Origin of the sequence: Pseudomonas sp. ADPe, assembly GCF_014843515.1 — a bacterium.
Classification (GTDB): Bacteria; Pseudomonadota; Gammaproteobacteria; order Pseudomonadales; family Pseudomonadaceae; genus Pseudomonas; species Pseudomonas citronellolis.
This window is the reverse complement of record NZ_CP062122.1, coordinates 2,528,064-2,553,480: the sequence shown is the minus strand read 5'-3', so window position 1 is coordinate 2,553,480 and position 25,417 is coordinate 2,528,064. Positions and strand designations below refer to the sequence as shown.

The following is a 25,417-nucleotide window of genomic DNA, read 5'->3' as shown; positions in this document are numbered from 1 at the left end:
TCTGCCTCAGGAATAGAAGGTGGGTGTCGGCCGCGCGCCGTTGAGCGCCCAGTCCCCCAGCTCGTGGAGCTTGTAGTCCAGCGGGTCGTGCAGGGTCTGGGTGCGCAGGTTGCGCCAGAAGCGGTCCAGGCGCAGCGAGGCGTGGGTGGCGCGGGCGCCGGTGACCTCGAACAGGCGGTTGCAGATGTCCAGGCCGCTGCGGCTGGCGGCGACCTTGGCGGTGGCGATGGCCACCGCCAGCTGCGCGCGCTCCTCGGTGCCCAGGGCGTGTTCCTTGCGCCAGGCTTCGTCCAGCAGCGCGGCGGCGCGCTGGACCAGCAGGCGCACGCTCTCCAGGCCGACCCAGAACTCGCCGTAGTGGCGCAGCACGTACGGGTCCTCGCCGACGCTGCGGGCGCTGGAGCGGAACCACGGGCGGCTTTCCTTGAGGCTGTACTGCCGCGCCTCCTCGAAGGCGCCCTCGGCCACGCCGAGGAACAGGTTGGCGAACAGCAGCTGGGCGATCAGCGGGCGCAGGCAGGCGAAGGGCGTGCTCAGCGGGCCCGGGTCGAGCAGCAGCTCGGATTCCTCCACGCGCACCCGTTCGAAGGTGGCGCTGCCGCTGTCGGTCTGCCGCTGGCCCATGTTGTCCCAGTCGCTGTGCAGGGTGATGCCGGTGCGGCCGCTGGGGATGGCGGCGATCAGCAGCTTGCCGCCGTTGCCTTCGTCCACCGCCGAGGCGATGAGCATTTCCGAGTCGCTGGCGCCGGAGCAGAAGCTCTTCTTGCCGGAGAACTCGCGCCAGCCGTCGAACTTCTTCACCACGGTGCGGGTGTCCAGCGGGTTCAGGGCGTTGCCCCAGAACCAGTGCTTGCGCGCGGTCTGCTCGAACCACGGCTGCCACTGCTCGGGGCGGGCGAACAGGCGCACGGTGGCCAGCATCAGGTGCTGGAAGCCGAACACGTGGGCGATGGAACTGTCGACGCGGGCGAACTCGCGGGTCACTTCCAGGGCCTCGCTCCAACTGGCGCCCAGGCCGCCGTACTGTTTGGGGATGACCAGGCCGAGCAGGCCGCTGCGGCGCAGGGCGTCGCGCTCGGCCTTGGGCGTGCCGCCGAGCCGGTCGCGCTCGACGGCGCTTTCGGCGAATTCCGCCGCCAGCTGGCGGGCCAGTTGCAGCGGGCTGAGGATGGAGGCTTGTGCCGGCGAATTCATCGGGCGGCTCCTCAGGCGATGCGGCGCAGCGCGCGGTGGTCGCCGAACAGCGGCAGGGCGCGCTCCACGGCCAGGCGGATGCGCGCCTGGAGCAGTTCGCAGCTGATGCGGTAGTCCTTGAAGTCGGCCTCGCTGGCGTACACGCCCAGCGGCAGGGTCAGCGACTGGAAGAAGCTGAACAGCGGGCGCAGCTGGTGGTCGATGACCAGCGCGTGGCGCTGGCTGCCACCGGTGGCGGCGAGCAGCACCGGGGTGCCGATCAGCGCGTCCTGGCCGATCAGGTCGAACAGGTGCTTGAGCTGCCCGGGGTAGGAGCCGCGGTACACCGGCGAGGCCACCAGCAGCAGGTCGGCGCCCTCGATGGCGCGCAGCTGCGCCTCCACGGCCTCCGGCAGCTCGGCGCGGCTCAGGGCGCCGCCCACCGGGCGGGCGATGTCGGCCAGCTCGATGAGCTGGACCTCGGCGTCCAGGTGGCGGCCGATCTCGGCGAGGATGGCCTCGGTCAGGGCCAGGGTGCGCGAGGGGCGATAGGCGCCGCCGGATACGGCGACCACTTTCAAGGGGGCAGTCATGTTCGGTTTCCTGTGCTGTTGCCCTGCCGGCAGGGCGGGTTCAGGTCGGGTTTCGCAAGACCTGTGCCAGGACTCAAGTCATTGATTGGTATGGGTATTCATCAAGTGTTGCTGGGCGAACTGTTGGCTGGCGGCTAGTTGCTGCTGGGCAACTGTTGGCAGCACAACAGTGGAGCGGCCGTCGATTCCTGCGCAGTTATAGAGGAATCGAGGTTGAGGTAAAAAAGAATAAATTCAGATTTTATTATTCTTTAATTGAATATAAGGGCCGCAAGCCGCGTCAGGCGGCGCCCTGGCCGCGGAACTCGCTGGGCGACAACTGCGTGTGCTTGCGGAAGAAGCGGCTGAAGTAGCCGACGTCGGAGAAGCCCAGGTCGTGGGCGATGGCCTTGATGCTCTGGCGCGAGTGGGCCAGCTCGCGCTTGGCTTCCAGCACCAGGCGCGCGTTGATCGCCGCCATGGGCGTCATGCCCAGCTGTTCCTGGCACAGGCGGCCGAGGGTGGCGGGCGCCGGTTCCTGGTGAGCTGGGCCTGAATGCGCAACGCCGGTCAGTTTGCTGACCGGCGTTGTCGTTGCGAAGCCTGGGTGGGCACTCAGCGGAACGCCGGCACCACGTGCTTGATGAACAGTTCCAGGGACTTCTTCTTCTGCTCGTAGGGCAGGCTGTTGTCGGCCCAGAAGCTGAACTCGTCGACGCCCAGCTCCTGGTAGTGGCGGATGCGCGCGATGATTTCCTCGGGGGTGCCGATCATGGTGTTCTTGCGGATGTTCTCCAGCTCGAACTCCGGGCGCTCCTTGAACTTTTCCTCGGGGCTGGGCGGCAGCAGGCCGTTGACCGGGGTCTGCTTGTTGCCGAACCAGGCGTCGAAGGTGCGGTAGAAGCGCGAGATGGCCTGCGCGCCAACCTTCCAGCCTTCCGGGTCGTCGGCGCTGTGCACGTGGGTGTGGCGCAGCACCATCAGTTGCGGGCGCGGCACGCCGGGGTTGTTGGCCAGGGCCGCCTCGAACTTGTTCTTCAGGTCGACCACTTCCTCGTCGCCCTTCATCAGCGGGGTGACCATCACGTTGCAGCCGTTGGCCACGGCGAAGTTGTGCGAGTCCGGGTCGCGCGCGGCGATCCACATCGGCGGGGTGGGCTTCTGGATCGGCCGCGGCGAGGAGGTGGCGGTGGGGAACTTCCAGATCTCGCCGTCGTGGGCCACGTCGCCCTGCCACAGCGCGCGCACCACCGGGACCATCTCGCGCAGGTACTTGCCGCCCTCGGTGGCCGGCATGCCGTTGGCCATGCGGTCGAACTCGTACTGGTAGGCGCCGCGGGCCAGGCCCACTTCCATGCGGCCGTTGCTGATCACGTCGAGCAGGGCGCATTCGCCGGCCACGCGGATGGGATGCCAGAAGGGCGCGATGATGGTGCCGGCGCCCAGGCGGATGGTTTCGGTGCGGGCGGCCAGGTAGGCCAGCAGCGGCATGGGGCTGGGCGAGATGGTGTATTCCATGGCGTGGTGCTCGCCGATCCACACGGTGCTGAAGCCGCCGGCCTCGGCCATCAGCGTCAGTTCGGTGAGTTCCTCGAACAGTTGGCGGTGGCTGGTTTGCTCGTCGTAGCGCTCCATGTGCACGAACAGGGAAAATTTCATATCGCTTACCTCGAACCTTTTTTGTATCCGGCGCTGGGCGGGCCGGCGGATGGGATGCGCCTGCGCGCAGCGCTGCTTCGGGGAATGGGCGCGGTCATGGCGATTGGCCACAAGCGTGCTGGGTGTCCGTGGTTTATTGGTATACCATAATACGGAATATCTGCAAGGCGTTTCTGCCCGGCGCCACCCCAAGGAGTTAAGGATGAACCTCAAACAGAAACTGATCCTGGCCTTCGCCGCCATCGCCAGCCTGCCGGTGCTGCTGGTCGCCGTGCTGGTGATCTTCAACTTGCGCGGCGAGGCGCGGGAAGGCTTCATCGACAGCAGCAGCCGGGAAATCCGCCAGGTGGAGAACGCCATGCAGCTGTTCTTCGACGGCATCGCCCAGAACGTCGAGTACCTGGCCGCCCACCCGCAGCTGCAGGCCATCGACGGCAGCCTCAAGCAGTACATCGGCGCCGACGCCGCGCAGCACCCGGCCGGCGAGCAGGACCGCCAGGTGTTCGACCTGTTCGCCGGCCTGGCCCATAGCCACCCGGACTACGCCTACGTATCCCTGGGCACCCGCGACGGCGGCTACGCCTTCTGGCCGGGCGACGACAAGCTGGCCAGCTACGACCCGCGCAACCGCCCCTGGTACCAGGCGGCCATGGCCCAGCCGGGCCGCACCCTGCGTACCCATGCCTACTACTGGGCGGCGGACAAGGTGGTGCTGGTCAGCAGCGTGCGCACCTTCGCCAACCGCCTCGGCGAGCAGGGCGGGGTGGTCAACATCGACGTCTCGCTCAAGCGCCTGACCGACATCGTCAAGGGCATCCGCCTGGGCGACAGCGGCTACCTGATGCTGATGGAAGGCGACGGCACCGTGCTGGTCGACCCGCACCAGCCGGAGCACAACTTCAAGAAGCTCGGCGAGCTGGGCGCCGGCTATGCCAGCCTGGCCAGCGCCGACAAGGGCCTGGTGGAGGTGGAGATCGACGGCGAGCGCTACCTGGCCAACGTCTGGCCGTCGGAGGGCCTGGGCTGGCGCTTCGTCGGCCTGATCAAGGAAAGCGAGGTGATGGCCGGGGCGACGCACCTGACCTGGCTGGTCGGCCTGATCGCCGCGGTGATAGCGCTGGGCTTCGCCGGCGTGGGCGCCGTGTTCGCCGGCCTGGTGGTGCGCCCGGTGCGCGCGGTGGCCGATGGCCTGGAAGGCATCGCCCAGGGCGACGGCGACCTGACCGGACGCCTGGCGGTGCGCGGCCGCGACGAGACGGCGCAGCTGGCCGGCTGGTTCAACCAGTTCCTCGAGGCCATCCGCCGCCTGGTGCAGCACATCGGCCAGGCCGCCTCCGGCATCCACCAGAGCGCCGGCAGCGCCAGCGGCACCTCCCAGGCCCTGGCCGAGGCCGCGGCGCGCCAGCGCGAGGCGGTGGACATGGTGTCCACGGCGTTCAACGAGATGGTCATGACCGCCAACGAGGTGGCGCGCTCCTGCAGCCAGGCGGCGACTTCCGCCGACAGCGGCCAGCGCCAGGCCCACGACGGCCAGCAGCAGATCGACGAGGCGGTGGACAGCGTCGGCCGCCTGAGCGAGGAAATCGCCGGCTCGGCCAGCGCCATGCGCCAGTTGGAGCAGGACAGCAACGACATCCAGTCGATCCTCGGCACCATCCGCTCCATCGCCGAGCAGACCAACCTGCTGGCGCTCAACGCGGCCATCGAGGCGGCCCGCGCCGGCGACCAGGGCCGCGGCTTCGCCGTGGTGGCCGACGAGGTCCGCGCGCTGGCGCGGCGCACCGCCGAATCCACCGGCGAGATCGACGCGCTGCTGGGCAACCTGGCCCGCCGCACCCACGACACCGGCCGGCAGATGCAATCCAGCCTGGAAGCCTCGCAGCGCACCGTCGGCTCCATCCGCGAGGCCCGCGCCTGCTTCGGCGCCATCCGCGAGTCGGTGGACGTGATCCGCGACATGAACGCGCAGATCGCCACGGCGGCGGAAGAACAGCACCAGGTGGCGGAGGAGATCAACCGGCACATCGCCCAGATCCACCGCGACGCCCAGGAAGTGGCGGGGCTGGCGGAGGCCACGCGGGGGGATGCGCAGACGTTGAATGGGCTGTCGGAGGAGTTGAATCGGCTGGTGTCGCGGTTCAGGACCTGATCGAGGTGGTGGGGCTGTTCGTGCCACCGGGGTGTCCGGTGTGGCCGGTGAGTCCAATCGCGGACAAAGTCCGCTCGCCCTCCGGCAACACCCCCGTAGGATGGGTTGAGCGAAGCGATACCCATCACCGTGGCCGCATGGGTTTCGCAAGCTCAACCCATCCTACGAAGAGCACCTCGGCGCAGCCGGCAAGACAGTTGCTCGCATGGGCGTAGGAGCGGACTCTGTCCGCGATTCGGCGGATAACGCCGTACGGATTTCCAGAGAAACATCCAAGCGCACCGGAACGCCCCTTCAGAAGGCCGAGCGAAACCGCCGCTCAGGACAGCCCCCTCTCCCGCTTGCGGGAGAGGGTTGGGGAGAGGGCGCTCTTGAACCCAGCACCTACGCCCCGGGAAACACCGTTCGCGAGCAAGCTCGCTGGCAATCGGCGTCACGCCAAAGCCGGCAACGCCCCCATCTTCCCACGGCAATAAACCATCGGCTGCACCCGCTGTTCCGGCACCACCAGGTTCTTCACCGCGCCGACCATGATCGCGTGATCCCCACCCTCGTACTCACGCCACAACTCGCACTCGATCACCGCAGTCGCGCCTTCCAGCAACGGGTTGCCCAGCTCGCTCAGTTGCCAGTCGATGCCCAGGGCCTTGTCCTTGCCCTTCTTGGCGAAGCTGTAGGCCTCGCGCTGCTGCTCGGCGGAGAGCAGGTGGATGGCGAACTGCTTGCGGCGGATCAGCACCGGGTAGGAGTCGGAGGTGTAGTTGGGGCAGAACAGCACCAGCGCCGGGTCCATCGACAGCGAGCTGAACGCGCTGGCGGTCAGGCCCACCAGTTGGCCGTCCTCGTCCAGCGTGGTGATCACGGTCACGCCGGAGGGGAAGGAGCCCATGACTTGCTTGTAGATGTTGGCGTCGATCATTGCGGGTACCTGCTGCCACGGGGGCGGGCGTTGGAGGAATTATTTTCGTCTGATGGTATACCGTATTATTGAAAGTTCAAGCCCCTGGATGACCGCCAGTCGGTTGCCGACGAACGTCGTGCAGGCGGCTGGAATCCGCATGTGGACTGGGCTCCAAGGCTTCGGCGGGGTGCCGGGAAGGGCGTCCGGGTAGACCATGGTCGGAGCCGTTGGCGAGGAAAAGGCTTGCCGGAATATTGGAATACCATAATATGGTCTTCGCCTTGGCATGCCTGCCGGCCCTTTCCGGGGCTTGCTGCCCAAGGCAAATACATACGTAGCTTTCGTACAAAGAAGACAAGAAGATGCTGTGCATGATGTTCCCCCGCCGCGCCCCCGACCGGGCCTGGCTCGATGATTCCCCGAGGTTGCACCCGCCCCTGGACCGCCGGTCCGGCGCCAGGCCGCCCGCGGCCTGATCCCGCAACCCCGATTCCCGACTGTCCGCGCCCGCAGTGGAACGCCGTCGGCCTCGTGGCCGGCCGCTCCGCGCCCGCGCCCGGCCATCCGCAGCGAGCCAGAAGATGTCCCATACCGAGTCCACCCCGCTCATCGAGAACCACACCGTCGACTACGTGCCCCCGGCCGAGCGCCATGGCCGTGCGCGCGACCTGTTCACCCTGTGGTTCAGCACCAATATCGCGCCGCTGCCGGTGGTGACCGGCGCCATGGTGGTCCAGGTCTACCACCTGGACCTGCTCTGGGGCCTGCTGGCGATCTTCCTCGGGCACATGCTCGGCGGCGTCGGCATCGCCCTGGCCTCGGCCCAGGGGCCGCAGCTGGGCATCCCGCAGATGGTGCAGAGCCGTGGCCAGTTCGGCCGCTACGGCGCGCTGCTGATCGTGTTCTTCACCGCGCTGATCTACCTGGGCTTCTTCATCTCCAACATCGTCCTGGCCGGCGAATCCATCCACAGCATCGCCCCGGCCGTGCCGCTGCCGGCGGGCATCCTGCTCGGCGCCCTGGGCGCCACCGCCATCGGCGTGATCGGCTACCGCTTCATCCACACCCTCAACCGCATCGGCACCTGGGTGATGGGCGGCGCGCTGCTGGTGGGCTTCGCGTGGATCTTCTGCCAGCAGCTGCCGGCGGACTTCTTCAGCCGTGGCGGCTTCAACCTCTCCGGCTTCGTCGCCACCCTGTGCCTGGGGATCATCTGGCAGGTCAGCTTCTCGCCCTACACCTCGGACTACTCGCGCTACCTGCCGGCCAGCGTCGGCATCGCCAGGCCGTTCTTCGCCACCTTCTTCGGCGCGGTGCTGGGCACCAGCCTGTCGTTCAGCTTCGGCGCGGTGGCGGTGCTGGCCACGCCCGAAGGCACCGAGGCCATGGCCGCGGTGAAGCAGGCCACCGGCGTGTTCGGCCCGGCGCTGATGGTGCTGTTCCTGCTCAACATCATCAGCCACAACGCGCTGAACCTGTACGGCGCGGTGCTTTCCATCGTCACCTCGATCCAGACCTTCGCCGCAGCCTGGACGCCCAGCGTGCGCCTGCGCGTGGCGCTGTCCTCGGTGGTGCTGGCCGGCAGCTGCCTGGTGGCGCTGAGCGCCTCGGCGAACTTCATCTCGCAGTTCATCGGGCTGATCCTCACCCTGCTGCTGGTCCTGGTGCCCTGGGCCTGCATCAACCTGATCGACTTCTACCTGGTCAAGCGCGGGCGCTACGACATCGCCTCGATCTTCCGCGCCGACGGCGGCATCTACGGGCGCTTCAACCCGCACGCGATCATCGCCTACGCCATCGGCATCCTGGTGCAACTGCCGGTCGCCAACACCGCGCTCTACGTCGGGCCCTACGCCAACTACCTGGAAGGCGCCGACCTGTCCTGGCTGGCCGGCCTGCTGGTGACCTGCCCGCTGTACTACTGCCTGGCCACCCGCGGCCAGGCACGTGAAAGCCTGCAGCAGGGCCGCCTGGGCCTGGCCGACTGATTTCTCGTCCCACTCTCCGCCCCGCCCCGAGAGCAGCTCTGGCGGGGCTTTTTTTTGCCTGCGGGAAAGGGCGCGGGATTGGCGGGCAGGCATGGACGGGAGACTTGGCGTCAACCTGTAACTGCGCCGAGGTGCCCTTCGTAGGAGCGAGCTTGCTCGCGAACAAACGCCGTGCCATGCGGTTCGCCTGTAAGCGGGCCCTGCCCGCGATTCGCGCGCAGGGCGCGCTCCTACATGGGAATGGCGGGGGTGGGGTGGCGTAGGAGCGGATCTTATCCGCGAAACGCGCCGGTGGTTCCGGCTATCGCGGACAAGGTCCGCTCCTACGGGGGAGGAATGCCGTGCCTCCCGGCAATCTGTAGGAGCGGGCCCTGCCCGCGATTCGCGCGCAGGGCGCGCTCCTACAGGGGAATGGTGTGGGTGGGGTGGCGTAGGAGCGGATCTTATCCGCGAGGCGCGCCGGTGGTTCCGGCTATCGCGGACAAGGTCCGCTCCTACGAGGGAGGAATGCCGTGCCTCCCGGCAATCTGTAGGAGCAACTGTCTTGCCGACTGCACCGAGGCGCTTTTCGTAGGATGGGTTGAGCCTTGGCGAAACCCATGCTGCCACGGCGATGGGTATCGCTTCGCTCAACCCATCCTACGGGGGTCATATTTGCTGGGAGGTAGGTAAGCGGGCCCTGCCCGCGATTTCGCGCGCAAGGCGCGCTCCTACAGGGGAATGGAGCAGGCAAAAAAAAGCCCCCGGCCGCCACAACGGCCGGAGGCGCAAGGGACTTCAAAGGGTCAGTGCGCGCCCTTCACCAGGTCGCTTTCGTTCCACTGGCTGTAGACGCAGGCGTCGGCCGCGGCCCAGCGCACGCGCACCGGGCTGCCCGGGTGCAGCGGCTGGCCGCCGGAGAGGGCCTTGAGGGTCAGCGCGGTGCCGCCCACGGTGGTCACGCTGCAGGTCTGGCTCTCGCCGAGGAACACCACTTCCTGCACGGTGGCGCCCACTTCGTTCCAGCCGGCTTGCAGGGGCTGCGCGGCGGCCTGTTCGGCGCTCAGGGCCAGGGCCTTTTCCGGGCGGATCATCAACACCAGGTCCTGGCCTTCGCGCAGGCCGCCGGTGGGGCGGATGGCCAGGCTGGCGCTCTCGAAGCGCGTCGCGGCGTTGCCCTGGGCCTGCACGCGGAGGAAGTTGGAGTTGCCGAGGAAGGAGGCGACGAAGGTGTTCGGCGGGTTCTGGTAGAGGTCGTAGCCGCTGCCCAGGCCGACGATCTTGCCGTGGCTGAAGATGGCGATGCGCTGGGACAGGCGCATGGCCTCTTCCTGGTCGTGGGTGACGTAGACGATGGTGATGCCGAGGCGGCGGTGCAGGTGGCGCAGTTCGTCCTGCAGGTCTTCGCGCAGCTTCTTGTCCAGCGCGCCCAGGGGTTCGTCCATCAGCAGGATGCGCGGCTCGTAGACCAGCGCGCGGGCGATGGCCACGCGCTGCTGCTGGCCGCCGGAGAGCTGCGCCGGGCGGCGCTGGGCGAATTTCTCCAGCTGCACCAGCTTGAGCATGGCGTCGACGCGGCGCTCGCGGGCGTCGCCCTTCTGCTTGCGGATGTCCAGCGGGAAGCCGATGTTGTCGCGCACCGACAGGTGCGGGAACAGCGAATAGCGCTGGAACACCATGCCGATGTCGCGCTTGTGCGGCGGCACGTTCACCAGCGACTTGCCTTCCACCAGGATCTCGCCGCTGCTGGGCGTCTCGAAGCCGGCCAGCATCGACAGCGTGGTGCTCTTGCCCGAGCCGCTGGAGCCGAGGAAGGTGAGGAATTCCCCGTCGCGGATGTCGAGGTTGATGTCGTCCACGGCGGTGAAGTCGCCGTAGTGCTTGTTCAGGTTGCGCAGGCTGACCAGGGTTCCGCCCTGCGCGGTTTCTTGGATGACGGCACTCATTGTCTGACTCCTCGCGCTCAGGCGCTGACTTCATTGCGCCGGCGCAGCAGCGCGGCGGCGAGCATCACCAGGACCGACAGGCCGATCAGCAGCGTCGAGGCGACGGCGATCACCGGGGTCAGGTCCTGGCGCAGGGTGGTCCACATCTTCACCGGCAGGGTCTGCAGGGTCGGGCTGGCCATCATCACGCTGAGCACCACCTCGTCCCAGGACACCAGGAAGGCGAACAGGCCGCCGGCGACCATGCCCGGGCGGATGGCCGGGAAGGTCACCTTGAACACCGCCTGCAGGCGCGAGGCGCCGCAGATCACCGCGGCGTCCTCGGTGGACTGGTCGAACAGCTTCAGCGAGTTGATGATCGAGATGATGGTGAAGGGCAGGGCGACTATCACGTGGCTGACCACGAAGGCGAACAGCGTGCCGGTGTAGCCCAGCTTGAGGAACAGCGCGTACACCGCCACGGCGATGATCACCAGCGGCACTATCATCGGCAGGGTGAACAGGCCGTAGAGCAGCTCGCGGCCGGGGAATTTGCCGCGCACCAGGGCGAAGGCGGTGGGCAGGCCCAGGGCCACCGCGCAGATGGTGGTCAGCACCGCGACCTTGAGGCTGGCCAGGGCCGCGTCCATCCACTCGGGGTTGGCGAAGAACTGGACGTACCACTTCAGCGTCCAGCCCGGCGGCGGGAACACCAGCCACTGCGAGGAGCCGAACGACAGCAGCACGATGAACACGATCGGCAGCAGCAGGAAGGCGGCGATCAGGCCGGTGGTGAGGTACAGCCCGCCGCGCAGGCGCGGGCCCATGGCGTTGGGGGAGAGCAGCATGGCGGCTTACCTCGCGTTACTGGCGCCGACCGGGGATTCCGGCTGCACTTTCAGGTAGACGTAGAACAGCACCAGGGTGATCAGGATCAGCAACGCCGCGGCGGCGCTGGCCAGGCCCCAGTTGAGGAAGGATTGCACCTGCTGGACGATGAATTCCGGCAGCATCATGTTCTGCGCGCCGCCCAGCAGCGCCGGGGTGACGTAGTAGCCCAGGGACATGACGAACACCATCAGCCCGCCGGAGAACAGCCCCGGCCGGCACAGCGGCAGGAACACCTTGAAGAAGTTGCTCCAGGGGCTGGCGCCGCAGATCGAGCCGGCCTGCAGCACCATGGGGTCGATGGCCGCCATGGTCGCCTGCAGCGGCAGGACGATGAACGGGATCATGATGTAGCTCATGCCGATCACCACGCCGGTGAGGTTGTGCACCAGTTCCAGCGGCTGGTCGATGATGCCCAGGGCCATCAGCGCCTTGTTGATCACCCCCGAGGCCTGCAGCAGCACCAGCCAGGAGTAGGTGCGGGCGAGCAGGCTGGTCCACATCGACAGCAGCACGATGTTCAGCAGCCAGCGGCCCCAGCCGCGCGGCACCAGGGTGATCGCCCAGGCCAGGGGGAAGCCCAGCAGCAGGCTGATCAGGGTGACCAGCGCGCCGACCGCGAAGGTGTTGAACAGCACCCGGGTGTAGGCCGAGTTGGCGAACAGCTGGGCGTAGTTGTCCAGGCCTGGGGTGGGTTCGAGCACGCCGCGCAGCAGCAGCCCCACCAGCGGGGCGAGGAAGAACAGGCCGAGGAACAGCAGGGCCGGCAGCAGCTTGGCCGAACCGCGCCAGGGCGACACGCCTTGCGGCTTCATCGGCGACCTCGTTTGCACCGCGTCGGCGGCGCGCGCGGCGCCGTCGACGGGAGTGGAGCGGCCGTGGGGAACGGCCGTCATTTTCACTTGACCAGCCATTCGTTCCACCGTGCCGCGATGGCCGGGCCGTTCTTGGCCCAGTACGCGTAGTCGAGGGTGATCTGATCCTTAGCGTAGGCGGTCGGCAGGTTGGGGGCGAGGTCGCCCTTGAGCTGGCCGACGCTGTCGAGGTTCACCGGGGCGTAGGCGGTGAGGTTGGCGAAGTCGGCCTGGCCCTTGGCGCTGGAGGCCTCGGCGAGGAACTTCATGGCCGCGTCCTTGTTCTTCGAGCCCTTGGGCACCACGAGGAAGTCGGCCATGACCAGGTTCTGCTTCCAGCTCACGCCCACCGGCGCGCCGTCCTGTTGCAGGGCGTAGATGCGGCCGTTCCAGAACTGCCCCATGGTCGCCTCGCCGGAGGCCAGCAGTTGCTGGGACTGGGCGCCGCCGCCCCACCAGACGATGTCCTTCTTGATGCTGTCGAGCTTCTTGAAGGCGCGGTCCAGGTCCAGCGGGTAGAGCTTGTCGGCGGGCACGCCGTCGGCCAGCAGGGCCAGTTCCAGCACGCCGGGGCTCGGCCACTTGTACAGGGCGCGCTTGCCCGGGTAGGTCTTGGTGTCGAACAGCGCGCTCCAGTCCTGCGGGGCGTTGCCGCCGACCTTGCCCTGGTTGTAGCCGAGCACGAAGGAGAAGTAGAAGGAGCCGACGCCGTGGTCGGAGACGAAGCGCGGGTCGATGCGCTCGCGCTTGACCACGTTGAAGTCCAGCGGCTCCAGCAGGCCTTCGGCGGCGGCGCGCAGGGCGAAGTCCGCCTCCACGTCCACCACGTCCCACTGCACGTTGCCGCTTTCGACCATGGCCTTGAGCTTGCCGTAGTCGGTGGGGCCGTCCTGCACCACGCGGATGCCGCTGGCCTGGCTGAAGGGCTCGGCCCAGGCCTGCTTCTGGGCGTCCTGGGTGGTGCCGCCCCAGCTGACGAAGCTGATCGCGTCGGCGGCGCTGGCGGCGGTGCCGGCCAGGCCCAGGATGGCGGCGAGAGTCGCCGCGACTGCACGTTTCTTGAACACCATGTACATGCCCTCGTTGTTGTGTTTGTGCGCGGGCAGGCGGTCTGTGCCTGCCCATCAGGAGCAGTGGCCATCTGGGCCTGTCAGGGTCGGCCTTGTCCGGAGCGTTGTTCAGGCTGCCCGTGTTCGGGGCGGCGGAACAATCGTCGGCCTACGGAATGTCATATTATGGTATTCCAAACTTTCTGCAAGTCTCCTCCCCGTTCCAGGCCCCGTGGATTGCCGCTTGGCGCCGTCCCTGGCGGCTTTTCGGCTGCCGCCCGGTGGCGGCAATCGACTGATTTTTCTAGCCTTTATCCACATGTCCGGGCGCCGGCGAGCTGGCCGGCGGCCAGTATCGGCCGACCGGTGGTCAGGCCTCGGTCGCCGGCTTCCAGTCGTCGAAGGGCAGGCTTTCCACCACTTCCAGGCCATAGCCGGTGAGGCCGGCGTATTTCAGCGGCGGGCCGAGGTGGCGCAGCTTGCCCACGCCCAGGTCCTGGAGGATCTGCGCGCCGGTGCCGATCTCCGAATAGATGCGCGACTGCGAGCGGGTGAACGGCCGGCTCGGCTGGGTGAGCTGCGGCACGCGCTCCAGCAGCGCCTGGGACGACTCGTGGTTGGCCAGCACCACCACCACGCCGCGGCCTTCCTCGGCCACCCGTTGCAGCGCCGCCCACAGCGTCCAGTTGGGCGGCCCGGCGTACTCGGCGCCGACCAGGTCGCGCAGCGGGTCGATCACGTGCACGCGCACCAGGGTCGGTTCGGCGGGGTCTATCTCGCCCATCACCATGGCCATGTGCACGCCGCCCTCGATGCGGTCCTCGAAGGTCACCAGGCGGAAGCTGCCGTGCACCGTCGGCAGCTCGCGCTCGCCGATGCGCCGCACGGTGTGCTCGGTGCTCAGGCGGTAGTGGATGAGGTCGGCGATGGTGCCGATCTTGATCCCGTGCTGCGCGGCGAAGGCTTCCAGCTCGGGGCGGCGGGCCATGCTGCCGTCGTCGTTCATCACCTCGACTATCACCGCCGCCGGCGTCAGCCCGGCCAGGCGCGCCAGGTCGCAGCCGGCCTCGGTATGCCCGGCGCGGGTGAGCACGCCGCCCTCGCGGGCGCGCAGCGGGAAGATGTGCCCGGGCTGGACGATGTCCTCGGCGCTGGCGCCCGGCGCCACGGCGGCCTGCACGGTGCGCGCGCGGTCGGCGGCGGAGATGCCGGTGGTGACGCCGGTGGCCGCCTCGATGGAGACGGTGAAGGCGGTGGAGTAGGGGCTGCCGTTGTTCGGCACCATCTGTTCGAGGCCCAGGCGCTGGCAGTGTTCCTCGGTGAGGGTCAGGCAGATCAGCCCGCGCGCCTCGCGGGCCATGAAGTTGATGGCCTCGGGCGTGCAGAACTCGGCGGCCAGCAGCAGGTCGCCCTCGTTCTCGCGGTCCTCGTCGTCCACCAGCAGCACCATGCGGCCCTGGCGGAAGTCCTCGATGATTTCTTCGGTGGTATTGAACGGCATGACCGGCTCCGGGGTGTGGCAGTCAGAAAATTCTGGTATACCATCATACACAAAATATCCATCGCCAAGAGGTTGCCATGAAGGCCTACTGGATCGCCCACGTGGACGTCACAGACCCCGAGCAGTACAGCCAATACACCCGCCGCGCGCCAGCGGCCTTCGCCCTGTACGGCGGCCGCATCCTCGCCCGCGGCGGCCGCGCCGAAGCCCTCGAAGGCCGCCCGACGCCGCAGCGCAGCGTGGTGATCGAGTTCGATTCCTATGAGCAGGCGGTGGCGTGCTATCGGTCGAAGGAGTACCAGGAGGCCTGGGCGCAGCGGCAGGGGGCGGCGAGGGCGGAGGTGATCATTGTCGAGGGCGTCGAGCCCTGAGGGTGGGGGTTTTCGTAGGAGCGAGGGGGACGTCTAGTTCTTGCTCGCGAACGGTGCCAGCCGGTGACTATGGTGTTTGTGGTTGGCTCCGCTCCCTCTCCCTAACCCTCTCCCTGAAGGGAGAGGGGACCGTTGGGCAGAAACGGAAAATCCGGCGTCAGCCAGACACCTTGCTTGCCGACTGAAACTTCACTTCCAGCGGGCACATACTGCCCCCTCTCCCTTCAGGGAGAAGGCTGGGGAGAGGGGACGAGATCCCCCTCAAACACCAGTGCTGCCGGGAAATGCCATTCGCAAGCAAGCTCGCTCCTACAAAAGAGGAAGCGGCGCAGGAAGCTCAGCGAATGAAATGAATCTTCCCGCTATCGTCATTCCCCATATAGATCCCATACACCCCCGCCTGCCGCTCTTCGATGTAGCGCTCGAGAATCTGCCGGATCGCCGGGTAGTAGATCTGCTCCCAGGGAATGTCCTCGGGCGCGAAGAAGCGCCGGTCCAGCGTCTCCGGCCCGTAGGCGTCGGCGATCTCCAGGGCCTGGGCGCGGAAGATGATGTAGACCTCGCTGATCTTCGGCACGCTGAAGATGGAGTAGGGCGAGAGGATTTCGGCGCGCACGCCGCTTTCTTCCCAGACCTCGCGCAGGGCTGCCTGCTCGGTGGTCTCGCCGCTTTCCATGAAACCGGCCGGCAGCGTCCAGGTGCCGGGGCGCGGCGGGATGGCGCGTTGGCACAGCAGGTAGCAGCCGTCGCGCTCGATGATGCAGCCGGCGATGACCTTGGGGTTCTCGTAGTGGATGTAGCCGCAGGCGCCGCACAGCAGCCGGTCGTGGGTGTCCCCCGGCGGCTGGCGGCGCTCCATCCGGTCGCCGCCGCACTGCGGGCAGAAGCGCGGGGCGGGCATGGCGTCAGCGACCTATGCGCGGCTCTTTGAGGACGATGGGGGTGGCGATCTCGCGGACCTTGCCACCCTCTTCCTGCTTGGACTTCAGGTAGTCCAGCGCCACCTTGGCCGCTGCGCGCACGTGGTCCACCGAGGCCTGGTGCGCGGCCGCCGGGTCGCCGCTCTTGATCGCCGCGACCATCTTCTCCATCTCCTGGTTGCTCGCCCCGCGGCGGTTGGCCTGGGACACCGAGGTAGCGCGCAGGTAGCTGATGCGCGCCTGCAGCTGGCGCAGCTGGGTGGCGGCGATGCGGTTGCCCGAGCCTTCCAGCAGCACGTCGTAGAAGCCCTGCACCGAATCCAGCACCTGCTGCAGGTCGCCTTCCTCCAGGGCCTTGCGGTTCTCCTCGAGGGCGCGCTCCAGGGCGCGGATGTCCTTGGCCTTGGCGTTGAGGGTGAACAGCTGGACGATCATCCCTTCGAGCACGCAGCGCAGCTCGTAGATGTCGCAGGCGTCTGCCAGGGTGATGATGGCCACCCGCGGGCCCTTGGCGTCGGCGAACTCCACCAGCCCCTCGGACTCCAGGTGGCGCAGGGCCTCGCGCACCGAGGTGCGGCTGACGCCCAGGCGGTCGCAGAGGTCGCGCTCGACCAGGCGGTCGCCGGGCAGCAGCTGGAAGTTGAGGATGGCGCCGCGCAGCTTGTCCAGCACAATCTCGCGCAGGGTCACGGGGTTGCGGTTGACCTTGAAGCTATCGTCGAGGGGCAAGCGTTTCATGTGGTCCGCTCTGGTAATGGCTGTCCGTAGGGTGAAGCGGCCTAGCCCTGGGTCTCGGCATCGGCATCGGCCTCGGCGAAGGCCTCGCGGGCCAGGCGGAAGCTGTCGACCGCCGCCGGGATGCCGCAATAGATGCCGACCTGGAGCAGGATTTCGCGGATCTGCTCGCGGCTGAGCCCGTTGCGCAGGGCGCCGCGGATGTGCAGCTTCAGTTCGTGCGGCCGGTTGAGGGCCGAAATCATCGCCAAGTTTATCATGCTGCGTTCTTTCAGCGACAAACCCTCGCGGCCCCAGACGTGGCCCCAGCAGTACTCGGTGACCAGCTCCTGCAGCGGCTTGCCGAAGTCGTCGGCCGCGGCCAGCGACTTGTTCACGTAGGCCTCACCCAGCACTTGGGTGCGGATCGCCAGGCCCTTGTCGTACTTCTCGTTGCTCATCGCATGCTCCTTCTTTCATATAGGAGCAACTGTCTGCCGGCTGCTCCGAGATGCTTCTCGCAGGATAGGGCGAGCTTGCGAAACCCATGCGGCCGTGGTGATGGGTATCGCTTCGCTCAACGCCATCCTGCGTCAGTGTTTCTCCTGTACCTGTGGGAGCGAGCTTGCTCGCTCCCACGAGGACGGGACGATCAGGCCAACTGCGGCAGGGCGCCGAGCTTGCCGCGGTGGTAGACCATGGGCGTCACCTCCTTTTCAGGCAGGATCAGGTTCTTCACCGCGCCGACGATGATGGCGTGGTCGCCGCCGTCGTACTCGCGCCACAGCTCGCACTCGATGATCGCCGTGGCCTTGGCCAGCAGCGGGTTGCCCAGCTCGCTCAGGTGCCAGTCGATGCCCTTGGCCTTGTCCTTGCCCTTACCGGCGAAGGCGTAGGCCTCGGCCTGCTGGTCGGCGCACAGCAGGTGGATGGCGAACTGCTTGCTGTCGCGCAGGATCGGGTAGGTGTCCGAGGCGTAGTTGGGGCAGAACAGCACCAGCGCCGGTTCGATGGACAGCGCGCTGAAGGCGCTGGCGGTGATGCCGACGATGCCGCCCTCGGCGTCCAGGGTGGTGACCACGGTCACCCCCGAGGGGAAGGAGCCCATGACTTCCTTGTAGATTCCGGGTTCGATCATGGTCTGTTCCTCAACGCATCACGAAGGGGTCGGGCATGGGCGCCTGCGAGAGGTTGATCCACACCGTCTTCAGTTCGGTGTAGGCCAGCACCGAGTCGATGCCGCTCTCGCGGCCGTAGCCGCTCTGGTGGAAGCCGCCGATCGGCGCCATGGCCGAGACCGCGCGGTAGGTGTTGACCCAGATGATCCCCGAGCGCACGTCGCGCGCCAGGCGGTGGGCGCGGCCCAGGTCGCGGGTCCAGATGCCGGCGGCCAGGCCGTACTGCGAGTCGTTGGCCAGGGCCAGCGCCTCGGCCTCGTCGTCGAAGGGGATGACCGAGGCCACCGGGCCGAACACTTCCTCCTGCATGATGCGCATGGAGTGGCTGTCGCAGGCGAACAGCGTCGGCTCGTAGTACCAGCCTTCGCCCTGGCCCTCGGGGCGCTTGCCGCCCATCAGCAGGCGCGCGCCCTCGGCCTGGGCCGCGGCCACCAGGCCTTCGACCACCGCCAGTTGCTGCGCGGTGGCCATGGGGCCCATCTCGCTGGCGTCTTCCTGCGGGTTGCCGATGCGGATGCGCTGGGCGCGTTCGATCAGGCGGGCGACGAATTCGTCGTAGATTTCGCGCTGCACCAGCAGGCGCGAGCCGGCCACGCAGCTCTGCCCGGTGGCGGCGTAGATACCGGCCACCACGCCGTTGATGGCGCTCTCCAGGTCGGCGTCGGCGAAGATGATGTTCGGCGACTTGCCGCCCAGCTCCAGGGACAGCTTGGCGAAGTTCTCCGCGCTGCTGCGCACCACGTGGCGGGCGGTGGCGGCGCCGCCGGTGAAGGCGATCTTGCGCACCAGCGGGTGGCGCGTCAGGGCCGCGCCGGTGCTCGGGCCGAAGCCGGTGACCACGTTGACCACGCCGGCCGGGAAGCCGGCCTCCAGGGCCAGGCGGGCCAGTTCGAGAATGGTCGCCGAGGCGTGTTCCGAGGGCTTGAGCACGATGGTGTTGCCGGCGGCCAGGGCCGGGGCCAGCTTGATCGCGGTGAGGTACAGCGGGCTGTTCCAGGGGATGATCCCGGCCACCACGCCCAGCGGCTCGTGCACGGTGTAGGCGAACATGTCCGGCTTGTCGATCGGCAGGGTGCCGCCTTCGAGCTTGTCGGCCAGGCCCGCGGTGTAGTGGAAGAACTCCGGCAGGTAGCCGACCTGGCCGCGGGTCTCGCGGATCAGCTTGCCGTTGTCGCGGCTCTCCAGCTGGGCCAGGTGCTCCCTGTTCTCGGCGATCAGGTCGCCCAGGCGGCGCAGCAGCTTGCCGCGGGCGGTGGCGCTGAGCTTGCGCCAGGCCGGGTCGTCGAAGGCCTTCTGCGCGGCCTGCACGGCGCGCTCGACGTCTTCCTCGGCGGCGTCGGGCAGCAGCGCCCAGGGCTGCGCGCTGGACGGGTCGAGGCTTTCGAAGGTCTTGCCGGAAAGCGCATCGAGCCATTGGCCGTCGATGCACATCTGGAAGCGGGCGAGTGTCATGCGACTATCCCCTTGGTCTGGTTCGGCAGGCTCAGGGCCTGGTGCAGGAAGTCCAGCAGCACCTGGTTGACCAGGCGCGGCGACTCCACCGGCATCATGTGGCGCTGTTCATCGAGTATGGCCACCTGCGCGCCGGGAATGCGCGCGGCCAGCTGCCGGGCCATCTCCGGGGTCGAGCCGGGGTCCAGCTCGCCGGTGGCGACCAGGGTCGGCGCCTGGATGCTGCCCAGGTCGTCGGCGCGGTACATGTCCTGGGTGGCGAACAGCTCGTAGGTGGTCAGGTAGCCCTGCGGGTCGTTGCTCGCCAGGGTCTGGCGGATGGCCGCGATCTGCGCCGGGTTGGCGGCCTGGTACTCGCGGCTGAACCAGCGCGACAGGGCTGCCTCGGCGTTGGCGTCGGGACCGTGTTCGGCGGCCTGGCGGGTGCGCTCGATGACGCCGGCGCGTTGTTCGGCGCTGCGGTTGAACACACTGTTGAGGATCACCAGCCCCTGCAGCCGCTGCGGATGGTGCAGGGCGAAGGCGCGCGCCACCAGGCCGCCCATGGAGAAGCCGATGACCGTGGCCTGCGGGATCTGCAGGTGGTCGAGCAACTCGCGCAGCTGCGCGGCGTAGCCGACCAGCCCGGTGCCCGCTTCGGGGCGCGGGCTGGCGCCGTGGCCGAGCATGTCGTAGGCGATGACCCGGTAGTGCGGGGCCAGGCCGACGATCTGCCCGCCCCACATTTCCTTGTTCAGGCCCACGCCGTGGATCAGTACCACGGGCTGGCCCTGGCCGGTCGCCAGGTAACTGGTGCCGGCCGGTGTGTGTTCAGCGGTGAGCCGAATCATGGAACGCTCCTGCACTGGCCGCGGGATCACTGGGCCTGCTCGGCGGCCAGCTCTTCCAGGTCGATGTAGCGGTTGCCGATGCGCGGGTGCAGGCGGCCGCCGTCGGCGGCGCCCAGGACCACGATGATCTCGTCGGCGCGCGGCGCGTCCTCGATCTGCATCTCCAGGGTGATGTAGTGCGAACGCAGGCCCTCGTCGTCCTTGTGCATCATCGGGACCTGGATCGAGGTGCCCGGGCCGCCGCGCTTGTTGGTGAAGCTCAGGTAGCTCTTGGCGTCCACCGCCTTGCGGTAGTGGTTGCCGAAGCGCAGGGTGTGGATCACCGCCGAGGCGTGCTCGATCTCGCCATCGGCGCCGACCACGGCGGCCTTGCCATAGGCCTCGATCCTGTCGGCGCCGCCGATCAGCGCGGTCAGCCGCTCGACCATCAGCGCGCCCAGCTCGGAACAGTTGGCCCTGATCTCCGGCTTGAGGTCCTCGACGAAGCCGCGGCCCGCCCAGGGGTTCTTGATCACCACGGCCAGCCCGGCCATGGACACCGGTTTCTCGGCAGCCTTGCCGCCCTCGATGAAGGTTTCCTCGACGTAGCTGACGATCTTGCGGATTTCGAAGCTCATGGGCACTCCTTGGGTGTCTCTGTGCGATTTGGTCTGATGGTATACCATAATATTGGAAGTGCAAGAGGCAGGGTGGCAAAGGCGGTGGGGTCTGGCGACGGATGGTTGAGGAGGGGCTTGCCGGAAGGCTCGGGGACTCAGCGGCAATGGGCTTTGGCTGGTTGGTGAGGAAGGGGGAGCCTGTCGCCAGCTTTGAAAGTTGGCTGGCTCGATCAATTGGGAGGTTGGGGCATACCGCCGGCGGATGACGTGGCTTCTTCTTTGGTGGCAAAATGCCTCCAAACTGACAAGGAGGTCGCCATGCGCATCAAGCTACTCGCTGCAATCCTATCCGCCCCTCTGCTGCTCTCCGGCTGCGCCAGCATATTCACCGAGCAGGTCTACCCGGTCCAGGTAACCAGCTCGCCAAACGGCGCCAATGTGGAGATCAAGGACGAAGACGGAAACATCGTCTACAACGGCATCACTCCTGCTACGGTGAAGCTCGAGGCAAGCGCCGGTTACTTCGATGGCCAGACCTACACGGTCAGGTTCCGCAAAGATGGCTATGCCGACGAGACAACCGTAATCGACTCCGGCGTGGAGGGTTGGTACTGGGGCAACCTGCTTCTCGGTGGTGTGCTGGGGATGCTGATCATCGACCCCTCAACCGGGGCGATGTTCGACTTGCCGAGCAAGGCATCCACCACCATGAAGGAAGCCGCGGCTCCGCAAGAAGCCGTCGCCTCGGCTGCCACCTATTCGACTTCGGCGCCTGGTCTCTCCAGGGACCAGTGGCAGCAGCAACAACTGCAGCAGCTCCAGGCTCAACCGATGTCATACGAGGAATACCAACGCCGCTATCAGCAGATCATGGCGCGGTAGCCTTTTATCTACCTAGAGCCGTCAGGCGTGTGCTCAGGTTTTCTGCTTCTCGAATTCAGTGTTGCCTGGCGAGGGTAACGGACGGGGAGATTTACAAAGTGAATACCATCCATCGTGCAATCAGCGAACCTCTACGTTCAGGCCTGGATTGGTACGAGACCTGGAAGGGAGCCGACCGGGGGTTTATCCAATGCTGGGAGGTTGGCCGGAGACGTGCTGCGGCCGAGCCGCAGTTGGCCGAGGCCTGCCTGGCAGGGCAGTTGCCGCCCTTGGGGTGGAAAGGCGGCGTCGTGAAACGCCTCAAGAAACCTGAGAAGTTCGGATCCTTTCGATACCTGGCCGAATGGCAGGGCCTGCGTGGTGAGGATCTGCACATCGACCTCGCCAAGGAGCTCTCCCTGGTTTGCTCGGCAACGGGCATGACGGTGGTGTTCACCTCCGACCTGGCGAAGCTGGCCGGCCCTGGAGGCAGCGATGAAGTAGAGGATGCCAATGGTTGATCTGCATCGGGAATTCGAAGACAGCCGCTTTTTCCATGAGGCGCGTATCGATCGGCGCTCTGCGGACGCTCTGGTGGGCCTGGCCGCCGGTATTACTGCAGACGGGCATATCAACCAGCAGGAGGCCGAGTTTCTGGAGAATTGGATCTCGGCCAACCTCGTGCACCTCGAGGATCCGGTGATCAACCTGTTGTATCGCCGGCTATCGGACATGCTCTCCGATGGCGTGCTGGATGCAGACGAGTCCGCGGAGCTGCTGGAAATCCTCCGTAGCTTCGCAGGTTTGAGCGCAGCCAAACCCAGGGCGAGCGACAACGCTTTCGCTCCTTCGAATGCGCTGCCTCTCGATCGCCCCGTCCCTGAGCTCGTATGGAATGGGCGGTTGTTTCTGTTCACGGGCGTCATGGCCTACGGCCCGCGCAAGGACTGCGAGGCATTGGTTATCGAGCGCGGAGGCCAGATCGCACCCAGCGTGAGCAAGAAGATCCACTACCTGGTCGTTGGCGAAATAGGGAACGAGCAATGGCTCCACAGTACCTATGGCACCAAGATCAAGAAGGCGGTGGAGCTGCGGGAGAATGGCTGTTCATTGGCCATCGTCAGTGAGAAGCACTGGCAGGCGGCGCTGTTCGGTTAAGTCGGTTAGGACTGGTTTAGTCCTTTCGTTGCTCGATCTGTCGGGTGACAGGCCTGATCACCGCGGGACGCTGGATCGGGAAGACCTTCAGCTTCAGGGCCTCGACCAGAAAGGCATAGCCGATGAATTGGCTTTCCATTCGGTGCTCCTGGCTAGAGATTTTTGAATTGGACCAACATTATTTGAAATAGCGGCGTCTGAATAGACAAAATTTTACAGGCGCTGGGAAGAGTGGTTTCAGGCGGGTTTGGCTATCTGCATGCGGCAGGAAGGCAGAGGGTAGCCTTGCCAATGTCGGTTCCGGTACCCGCGATGGCATGAAGCCCGCATAGCACTGAACCCCATTGGACTCGGGGCCGTTCTGATCGCATGGGAGGCGGCGGGAAACGAAAAAGGCCCAGGTTTTCACCTGGGCCTTTTATATGGATGGCGCATCCGGCGGGATTCGAACCCACGACCCCTGCCTTCGGAGGGCAGTACTCTATCCAGCTGAGCTACGGATGCGCATGGCCGCGGCTGGCGCGGCAGGCGGCAATCATACGCATCTGATCGGCTTGCGTCCATCGTTCGGGCGTGGCCCCGGTTAATTCGAAATCGGTCTGCCGCCCGTCGGCCGGGGCTGGCCTGGAGGCGCCGGGTGGCATGTACTTTCGTTGGTTTTTTCGAACGACCCCTTGCCCTTTGGGGGATGGGGCCCTAGGATGCGTTTGACATTTCAAACGCCCACCACAACAACAGGAGACAGGGGAATTGGCGTCACAGTACCCGGCCTCGTGCCAGTGGGATGACCGACTTCCGTACTGCCTGGCGAATGCGCGCGATGCCGTGCAGCAGCCGATTCCTGCAGTGGTGGCGTTTCCGCAGCGTATCCCGTCCATGGACCTCCCGGTTGATCCGACCGGCTACGGCTACCGCCGTGGTCCGTTTTTGCGCGCCCGTGCGCGACGATCGGCGACCCTGCGCTAGCGCCGGTGCCGTCCCCTGGCGGGCGGCGCGGCGGGACGATGGAACGGGTGGGGCGAGCGCCCCTCCAATGCTTCCCGGACAACAAGAGCAGGCGGGGTAGTCGAGGTAGACCCGCTGCTTATGGCTTTCCTCGAAGGAGACTGGTCATGCAACTCAATGATGCCAAGCTGTTCCGCCAACAGGCCTACATCGACGGTTCCTGGGTGGACGCCGACAGCGGTCAGACCATCAAGGTCAACAACCCGGCCACCAACGAGATCATCGGCAGCGTGCCGAAGATGGGCGCCGCCGAGACCCGCCGCGCCATCGAGGCTGCCGACAAGGCCCTGCCGGCCTGGCGTGCGCTGACCGCCAAGGAGCGCGCCAACAAGCTGCGCCGCTGGTTCGAGCTGATGATCGAGAACCAGGACGACCTGGCCCGCCTGATGACCATCGAGCAGGGCAAGCCGCTGGCCGAAGCCAAGGGCGAGATCGCCTATGCCGCCTCCTTCCTCGAGTGGTTCGGCGAAGAAGCCAAGCGCATCTATGGCGACACCATCCCCGGCCACCAGCCGGACAAGCGCATCATCGTCATCAAGCAGCCGATCGGCGTCACCGCGGCCATCACCCCGTGGAACTTCCCCTCGGCGATGATCACCCGTAAAGCCGGCCCGGCCCTGGCCGCCGGCTGCACCATGGTGCTCAAGCCCGCTTCGCAGACGCCGTATTCCGCCCTGGCCCTGGCCGAGCTGGCCGAGCGTGCCGGCATTCCGAAAGGCGTGTTCAGCGTGGTCACCGGCAGCGCCGGCGAGGTCGGCGGCGAGCTGACCAGCAACCCGATCGTGCGCAAGCTGACCTTCACCGGTTCGACCGAGATCGGTCGCCAGCTGATGGCCGAATGCGCCAAGGACATCAAGAAGGTGTCCCTGGAACTGGGCGGCAACGCGCCCTTCATCGTCTTCGATGACGCCGACCTGGATGCCGCCGTCGAAGGCGCGCTGATCTCCAAGTACCGCAACAACGGCCAGACCTGCGTCTGCGCCAACCGCCTGTACGTGCAGGACGGCGTGTACGACGCCTTCGTCGAGAAGCTCAAGGCCGCCGTGGCCAAGCTGAACATCGGCAACGGCCTGGAGAGCGGCGTGACCACCGGCCCGCTGATCGATTCCAAGGCCGTGGCCAAGGTCGAAGAGCACATCGCCGACGCCGTGGGCAAGGGCGCCAAGGTCGTCGCCGGCGGCAAGCCGCACGCCCTGGGCGGCACCTTCTTCGAGCCGACCATCCTGGTCGACGTGCCGAAGAACGCGCTCGTTTCCAAGGACGAGACCTTCGGCCCGCTGGCCCCGGTGTTCCGCTTCAAGGACGAGGCCGACGTGATCGCCATGTCCAACGACACCGAGTTCGGCCTGGCCTCCTACTTCTACGCCCGCGACCTGGGCCGCGTGTTCCGCGTGGCCGAGGCCCTGGAGTACGGTATGGTGGGCATCAACACCGGCCTGATCTCCAACGAGGTCGCGCCGTTCGGCGGCATCAAGGCCTCGGGCCTGGGCCGCGAAGGTTCGAAGTACGGCATCGAGGACTACCTCGAGGTCAAGTACCTCTGCCTGGGCGGCATCTGATTTCCCGTGGGCGCGGGGGTGGCAGGCAAGAGCCGGCAGCCACCCCCGCGCCGGCGTTTTCCGGTGGTGGCACCGGACAACCCACCCGGCGGGCCGCAAGTGCCGCGACAGTCGATCATCGTATGCTGTCGC

24 protein-coding genes, 1 tRNA gene and 2 pseudogenes are annotated in these 25,417 nt (G+C 66.9%); 8 read left to right on the top strand and 19 right to left on the bottom strand.

What is annotated here, in order from left to right; translation table 11 throughout:
- Positions 1–6: 6 nt before the first annotated feature.
- The 4 genes and pseudogenes from IG194_RS11700 to IG194_RS11685 all read right to left on the bottom strand — a co-directional run bounded on the left by IG194_RS11700 (position 7) and on the right by IG194_RS11685 (position 3,404).
- The gene (locus IG194_RS11700; RefSeq protein ID WP_058487769.1) at positions 7–1,194 is read right to left on the bottom strand and encodes an acyl-CoA dehydrogenase family protein; all 1,188 of its coding nucleotides are present in this window, start codon (positions 1,192–1,194) and stop codon (positions 7–9) included.
- Positions 1,195–1,205: 11 nt separating this feature from the next.
- Positions 1,206–1,766, bottom strand: coding sequence for an FMN reductase (gene msuE, locus IG194_RS11695; RefSeq protein WP_043269707.1), 561 nt, complete (start codon positions 1,764–1,766; stop codon positions 1,206–1,208).
- 280 nt (positions 1,767–2,046) lie between these two features.
- Positions 2,047–2,271, bottom strand: a pseudogene (locus IG194_RS11690) (helix-turn-helix domain-containing protein); the annotation flags it as partial.
- Positions 2,272–2,360: 89 nt separating this feature from the next.
- Entirely contained in the window at positions 2,361–3,404 is a 1,044-nt protein-coding gene (locus IG194_RS11685) for an LLM class flavin-dependent oxidoreductase (protein WP_043314501.1), read from the bottom strand.
- Here IG194_RS11685 and IG194_RS33305 point away from each other — a divergent pair.
- Both IG194_RS33305 and IG194_RS33300 read left to right on the top strand, forming a co-directional pair.
- Positions 3,379–4,695 (top strand): annotated as a pseudogene (locus IG194_RS33305) (cache domain-containing protein); the annotation flags it as partial. The gene IG194_RS11685 and the pseudogene IG194_RS33305 overlap by 26 nt on opposite strands.
- Before the next feature lie 129 nt (positions 4,696–4,824).
- Positions 4,825–5,553, top strand: coding sequence for a methyl-accepting chemotaxis protein (locus IG194_RS33300; RefSeq protein ID WP_370686638.1), 729 nt, complete (start codon positions 4,825–4,827; stop codon positions 5,551–5,553).
- A 433-nt stretch (positions 5,554–5,986) separates the two neighbouring features.
- On the opposite strand, the gene IG194_RS11675 is transcribed toward IG194_RS33300, so the two are convergent.
- Positions 5,987–6,472 carry a flavin reductase family protein gene (locus IG194_RS11675; protein WP_058487767.1) on the bottom strand — a complete coding sequence of 162 codons (486 nt, stop codon included), beginning with the start codon at positions 6,470–6,472 and terminating at the stop codon, positions 5,987–5,989.
- 563 nt (positions 6,473–7,035) lie between these two features.
- Between IG194_RS11675 and IG194_RS11670 the strand changes: the two genes are divergently transcribed.
- Positions 7,036–8,442 (top strand): purine-cytosine permease family protein, encoded by a 1,407-nt coding sequence (locus tag IG194_RS11670; RefSeq protein WP_058487766.1) that lies wholly within the window; start codon positions 7,036–7,038, stop codon positions 8,440–8,442.
- Between the two features lie 785 nt (positions 8,443–9,227).
- On the opposite strand, the gene IG194_RS11665 is transcribed toward IG194_RS11670, so the two are convergent.
- The 5 genes from IG194_RS11665 to ribBA form a co-directional block, all read right to left on the bottom strand.
- On the bottom strand, positions 9,228–10,367 hold the full coding sequence (locus IG194_RS11665) for an ABC transporter ATP-binding protein (protein WP_058487765.1): 1,140 nt from the start codon (positions 10,365–10,367) through the stop codon (positions 9,228–9,230).
- Between the two features lie 17 nt (positions 10,368–10,384).
- Positions 10,385–11,194, bottom strand: a complete 810-nt coding sequence (locus IG194_RS11660; RefSeq protein WP_043316323.1) for an ABC transporter permease — start codon at positions 11,192–11,194, stop codon at positions 10,385–10,387.
- A gap of 6 nt (positions 11,195–11,200) precedes the next feature.
- Complete coding sequence (locus IG194_RS11655; RefSeq protein WP_024128816.1) at positions 11,201–12,148, bottom strand: ABC transporter permease; 948 nt, start codon at positions 12,146–12,148, stop codon at positions 11,201–11,203.
- The gene (locus tag IG194_RS11650) at positions 12,133–13,158 is read right to left on the bottom strand and encodes an ABC transporter substrate-binding protein (RefSeq protein WP_043316436.1); all 1,026 of its coding nucleotides are present in this window, start codon (positions 13,156–13,158) and stop codon (positions 12,133–12,135) included. The genes IG194_RS11655 and IG194_RS11650 overlap by 16 nt, the downstream gene beginning before the upstream one ends.
- 349 nt (positions 13,159–13,507) lie before the next feature.
- Entirely contained in the window at positions 13,508–14,638 is a 1,131-nt protein-coding gene (gene ribBA / locus IG194_RS11645; RefSeq protein WP_058487764.1) for a bifunctional 3,4-dihydroxy-2-butanone-4-phosphate synthase/GTP cyclohydrolase II, read from the bottom strand.
- Between the two features lie 77 nt (positions 14,639–14,715).
- Between ribBA and IG194_RS11640 the strand changes: the two genes are divergently transcribed.
- Entirely contained in the window at positions 14,716–15,009 is a 294-nt protein-coding gene (locus IG194_RS11640) for a DUF1330 domain-containing protein (RefSeq protein WP_058487763.1), read from the top strand.
- Positions 15,010–15,346: 337 nt separating this feature from the next.
- Here the strand turns inward: IG194_RS11640 and IG194_RS11635 are convergent, their stop codons facing one another.
- The 7 genes from IG194_RS11635 to IG194_RS11605 form a co-directional block, all read right to left on the bottom strand.
- Positions 15,347–15,910: an NUDIX hydrolase gene (locus IG194_RS11635; protein ID WP_043316327.1), complete on the bottom strand. Its 564-nt coding sequence runs from the start codon at positions 15,908–15,910 to the stop codon at positions 15,347–15,349.
- Between the two features lie 4 nt (positions 15,911–15,914).
- Complete coding sequence (locus IG194_RS11630; protein WP_043316329.1) at positions 15,915–16,667, bottom strand: GntR family transcriptional regulator; 753 nt, start codon at positions 16,665–16,667, stop codon at positions 15,915–15,917.
- A gap of 41 nt (positions 16,668–16,708) precedes the next feature.
- Positions 16,709–17,104, bottom strand: a complete 396-nt coding sequence (locus IG194_RS11625; RefSeq protein ID WP_058487762.1) for a carboxymuconolactone decarboxylase family protein — start codon at positions 17,102–17,104, stop codon at positions 16,709–16,711.
- Positions 17,105–17,295: 191 nt separating this feature from the next.
- Positions 17,296–17,781 (bottom strand): flavin reductase family protein, encoded by a 486-nt coding sequence (locus IG194_RS11620; RefSeq protein WP_043316331.1) that lies wholly within the window; start codon positions 17,779–17,781, stop codon positions 17,296–17,298.
- Between the two features lie 10 nt (positions 17,782–17,791).
- Positions 17,792–19,273 (bottom strand): aldehyde dehydrogenase, encoded by a 1,482-nt coding sequence (locus IG194_RS11615; protein ID WP_058487761.1) that lies wholly within the window; start codon positions 19,271–19,273, stop codon positions 17,792–17,794.
- Positions 19,270–20,103 carry an alpha/beta fold hydrolase gene (locus IG194_RS11610; RefSeq protein WP_009615033.1) on the bottom strand — a complete coding sequence of 278 codons (834 nt, stop codon included), beginning with the start codon at positions 20,101–20,103 and terminating at the stop codon, positions 19,270–19,272. The genes IG194_RS11615 and IG194_RS11610 overlap by 4 nt, the downstream gene beginning before the upstream one ends.
- 26 nt (positions 20,104–20,129) lie before the next feature.
- Complete coding sequence (locus IG194_RS11605) at positions 20,130–20,720, bottom strand: amino acid synthesis family protein (protein ID WP_058487760.1); 591 nt, start codon at positions 20,718–20,720, stop codon at positions 20,130–20,132.
- A gap of 300 nt (positions 20,721–21,020) precedes the next feature.
- Between IG194_RS11605 and IG194_RS11600 the strand changes: the two genes are divergently transcribed.
- The 3 genes from IG194_RS11600 (at position 21,021) to IG194_RS11590 (ending at position 22,721) form a co-directional block, all read left to right on the top strand.
- Positions 21,021–21,584 carry a hypothetical protein gene (locus tag IG194_RS11600; protein ID WP_058487759.1) on the top strand — a complete coding sequence of 188 codons (564 nt, stop codon included), beginning with the start codon at positions 21,021–21,023 and terminating at the stop codon, positions 21,582–21,584.
- Positions 21,585–21,682: 98 nt separating this feature from the next.
- Complete coding sequence (locus IG194_RS11595; RefSeq protein ID WP_058487758.1) at positions 21,683–22,084, top strand: hypothetical protein; 402 nt, start codon at positions 21,683–21,685, stop codon at positions 22,082–22,084.
- Entirely contained in the window at positions 22,077–22,721 is a 645-nt protein-coding gene (locus IG194_RS11590; protein ID WP_058487757.1) for a BRCT domain-containing protein, read from the top strand. Before IG194_RS11595 ends, IG194_RS11590 begins: the two co-directional genes overlap by 8 nt.
- Positions 22,722–22,737: 16 nt before the next feature.
- Here IG194_RS11590 and IG194_RS33040 read toward each other — a convergent pair whose 3' ends face one another.
- Together IG194_RS33040 and IG194_RS11585 are read right to left on the bottom strand one after the other, a co-directional pair.
- Complete coding sequence (locus IG194_RS33040) at positions 22,738–22,860, bottom strand: hypothetical protein (RefSeq protein ID WP_263866493.1); 123 nt, start codon at positions 22,858–22,860, stop codon at positions 22,738–22,740.
- Positions 22,861–23,148: 288 nt separating this feature from the next.
- A tRNA-Arg gene (locus IG194_RS11585) sits at positions 23,149–23,225 on the bottom strand.
- A 608-nt stretch (positions 23,226–23,833) separates the two neighbouring features.
- On the opposite strand from IG194_RS11585, the gene gabD reads away from it, so the two are divergent.
- On the top strand, positions 23,834–25,285 hold the full coding sequence (gene gabD, locus IG194_RS11580) for an NADP-dependent succinate-semialdehyde dehydrogenase (RefSeq protein ID WP_009615037.1): 1,452 nt from the start codon (positions 23,834–23,836) through the stop codon (positions 25,283–25,285).
- The last annotated feature ends 132 nt before the right edge of the window (positions 25,286–25,417 follow it).

Bases quoted from the DNA above. Each gene is read 5' to 3' on its own strand.
- IG194_RS11700 (WP_058487769.1), bottom strand. From the start codon at position 1,194: ATGAATTCGCCGGCACAAGCCTCCATCCTCAGCCCGCTGCAACTGGCC.
- msuE (WP_043269707.1), bottom strand. From the start codon at position 1,766: ATGACTGCCCCCTTGAAAGTGGTCGCCGTATCCGGCGGCGCCTATCGC.
- IG194_RS11685 (WP_043314501.1), bottom strand. From the start codon at position 3,404: ATGAAATTTTCCCTGTTCGTGCACATGGAGCGCTACGACGAGCAAACC.
- IG194_RS33300 (WP_370686638.1), top strand. From the start codon at position 4,825: ATGGTGTCCACGGCGTTCAACGAGATGGTCATGACCGCCAACGAGGTG.
- IG194_RS11675 (WP_058487767.1), bottom strand. From the start codon at position 6,472: ATGATCGACGCCAACATCTACAAGCAAGTCATGGGCTCCTTCCCCTCC.
- IG194_RS11670 (WP_058487766.1), top strand. From the start codon at position 7,036: ATGTCCCATACCGAGTCCACCCCGCTCATCGAGAACCACACCGTCGAC.
- IG194_RS11665 (WP_058487765.1), bottom strand. From the start codon at position 10,367: ATGAGTGCCGTCATCCAAGAAACCGCGCAGGGCGGAACCCTGGTCAGC.
- IG194_RS11660 (WP_043316323.1), bottom strand. From the start codon at position 11,194: ATGCTGCTCTCCCCCAACGCCATGGGCCCGCGCCTGCGCGGCGGGCTG.
- IG194_RS11655 (WP_024128816.1), bottom strand. From the start codon at position 12,148: ATGGCTGGTCAAGTGAAAATGACGGCCGTTCCCCACGGCCGCTCCACT.
- IG194_RS11650 (WP_043316436.1), bottom strand. From the start codon at position 13,158: ATGGTGTTCAAGAAACGTGCAGTCGCGGCGACTCTCGCCGCCATCCTG.
- ribBA (WP_058487764.1), bottom strand. From the start codon at position 14,638: ATGCCGTTCAATACCACCGAAGAAATCATCGAGGACTTCCGCCAGGGC.
- IG194_RS11640 (WP_058487763.1), top strand. From the start codon at position 14,716: ATGAAGGCCTACTGGATCGCCCACGTGGACGTCACAGACCCCGAGCAG.
- IG194_RS11635 (WP_043316327.1), bottom strand. From the start codon at position 15,910: ATGCCCGCCCCGCGCTTCTGCCCGCAGTGCGGCGGCGACCGGATGGAG.
- IG194_RS11630 (WP_043316329.1), bottom strand. From the start codon at position 16,667: ATGAAACGCTTGCCCCTCGACGATAGCTTCAAGGTCAACCGCAACCCC.
- IG194_RS11625 (WP_058487762.1), bottom strand. From the start codon at position 17,104: ATGAGCAACGAGAAGTACGACAAGGGCCTGGCGATCCGCACCCAAGTG.
- IG194_RS11620 (WP_043316331.1), bottom strand. From the start codon at position 17,781: ATGATCGAACCCGGAATCTACAAGGAAGTCATGGGCTCCTTCCCCTCG.
- IG194_RS11615 (WP_058487761.1), bottom strand. From the start codon at position 19,273: ATGACACTCGCCCGCTTCCAGATGTGCATCGACGGCCAATGGCTCGAT.
- IG194_RS11610 (WP_009615033.1), bottom strand. From the start codon at position 20,103: ATGATTCGGCTCACCGCTGAACACACACCGGCCGGCACCAGTTACCTG.
- IG194_RS11605 (WP_058487760.1), bottom strand. From the start codon at position 20,720: ATGAGCTTCGAAATCCGCAAGATCGTCAGCTACGTCGAGGAAACCTTC.
- IG194_RS11600 (WP_058487759.1), top strand. From the start codon at position 21,021: ATGCGCATCAAGCTACTCGCTGCAATCCTATCCGCCCCTCTGCTGCTC.
- IG194_RS11590 (WP_058487757.1), top strand. From the start codon at position 22,077: ATGGTTGATCTGCATCGGGAATTCGAAGACAGCCGCTTTTTCCATGAG.
- IG194_RS33040 (WP_263866493.1), bottom strand. From the start codon at position 22,860: ATGGAAAGCCAATTCATCGGCTATGCCTTTCTGGTCGAGGCCCTGAAG.
- gabD (WP_009615037.1), top strand. From the start codon at position 23,834: ATGCAACTCAATGATGCCAAGCTGTTCCGCCAACAGGCCTACATCGAC.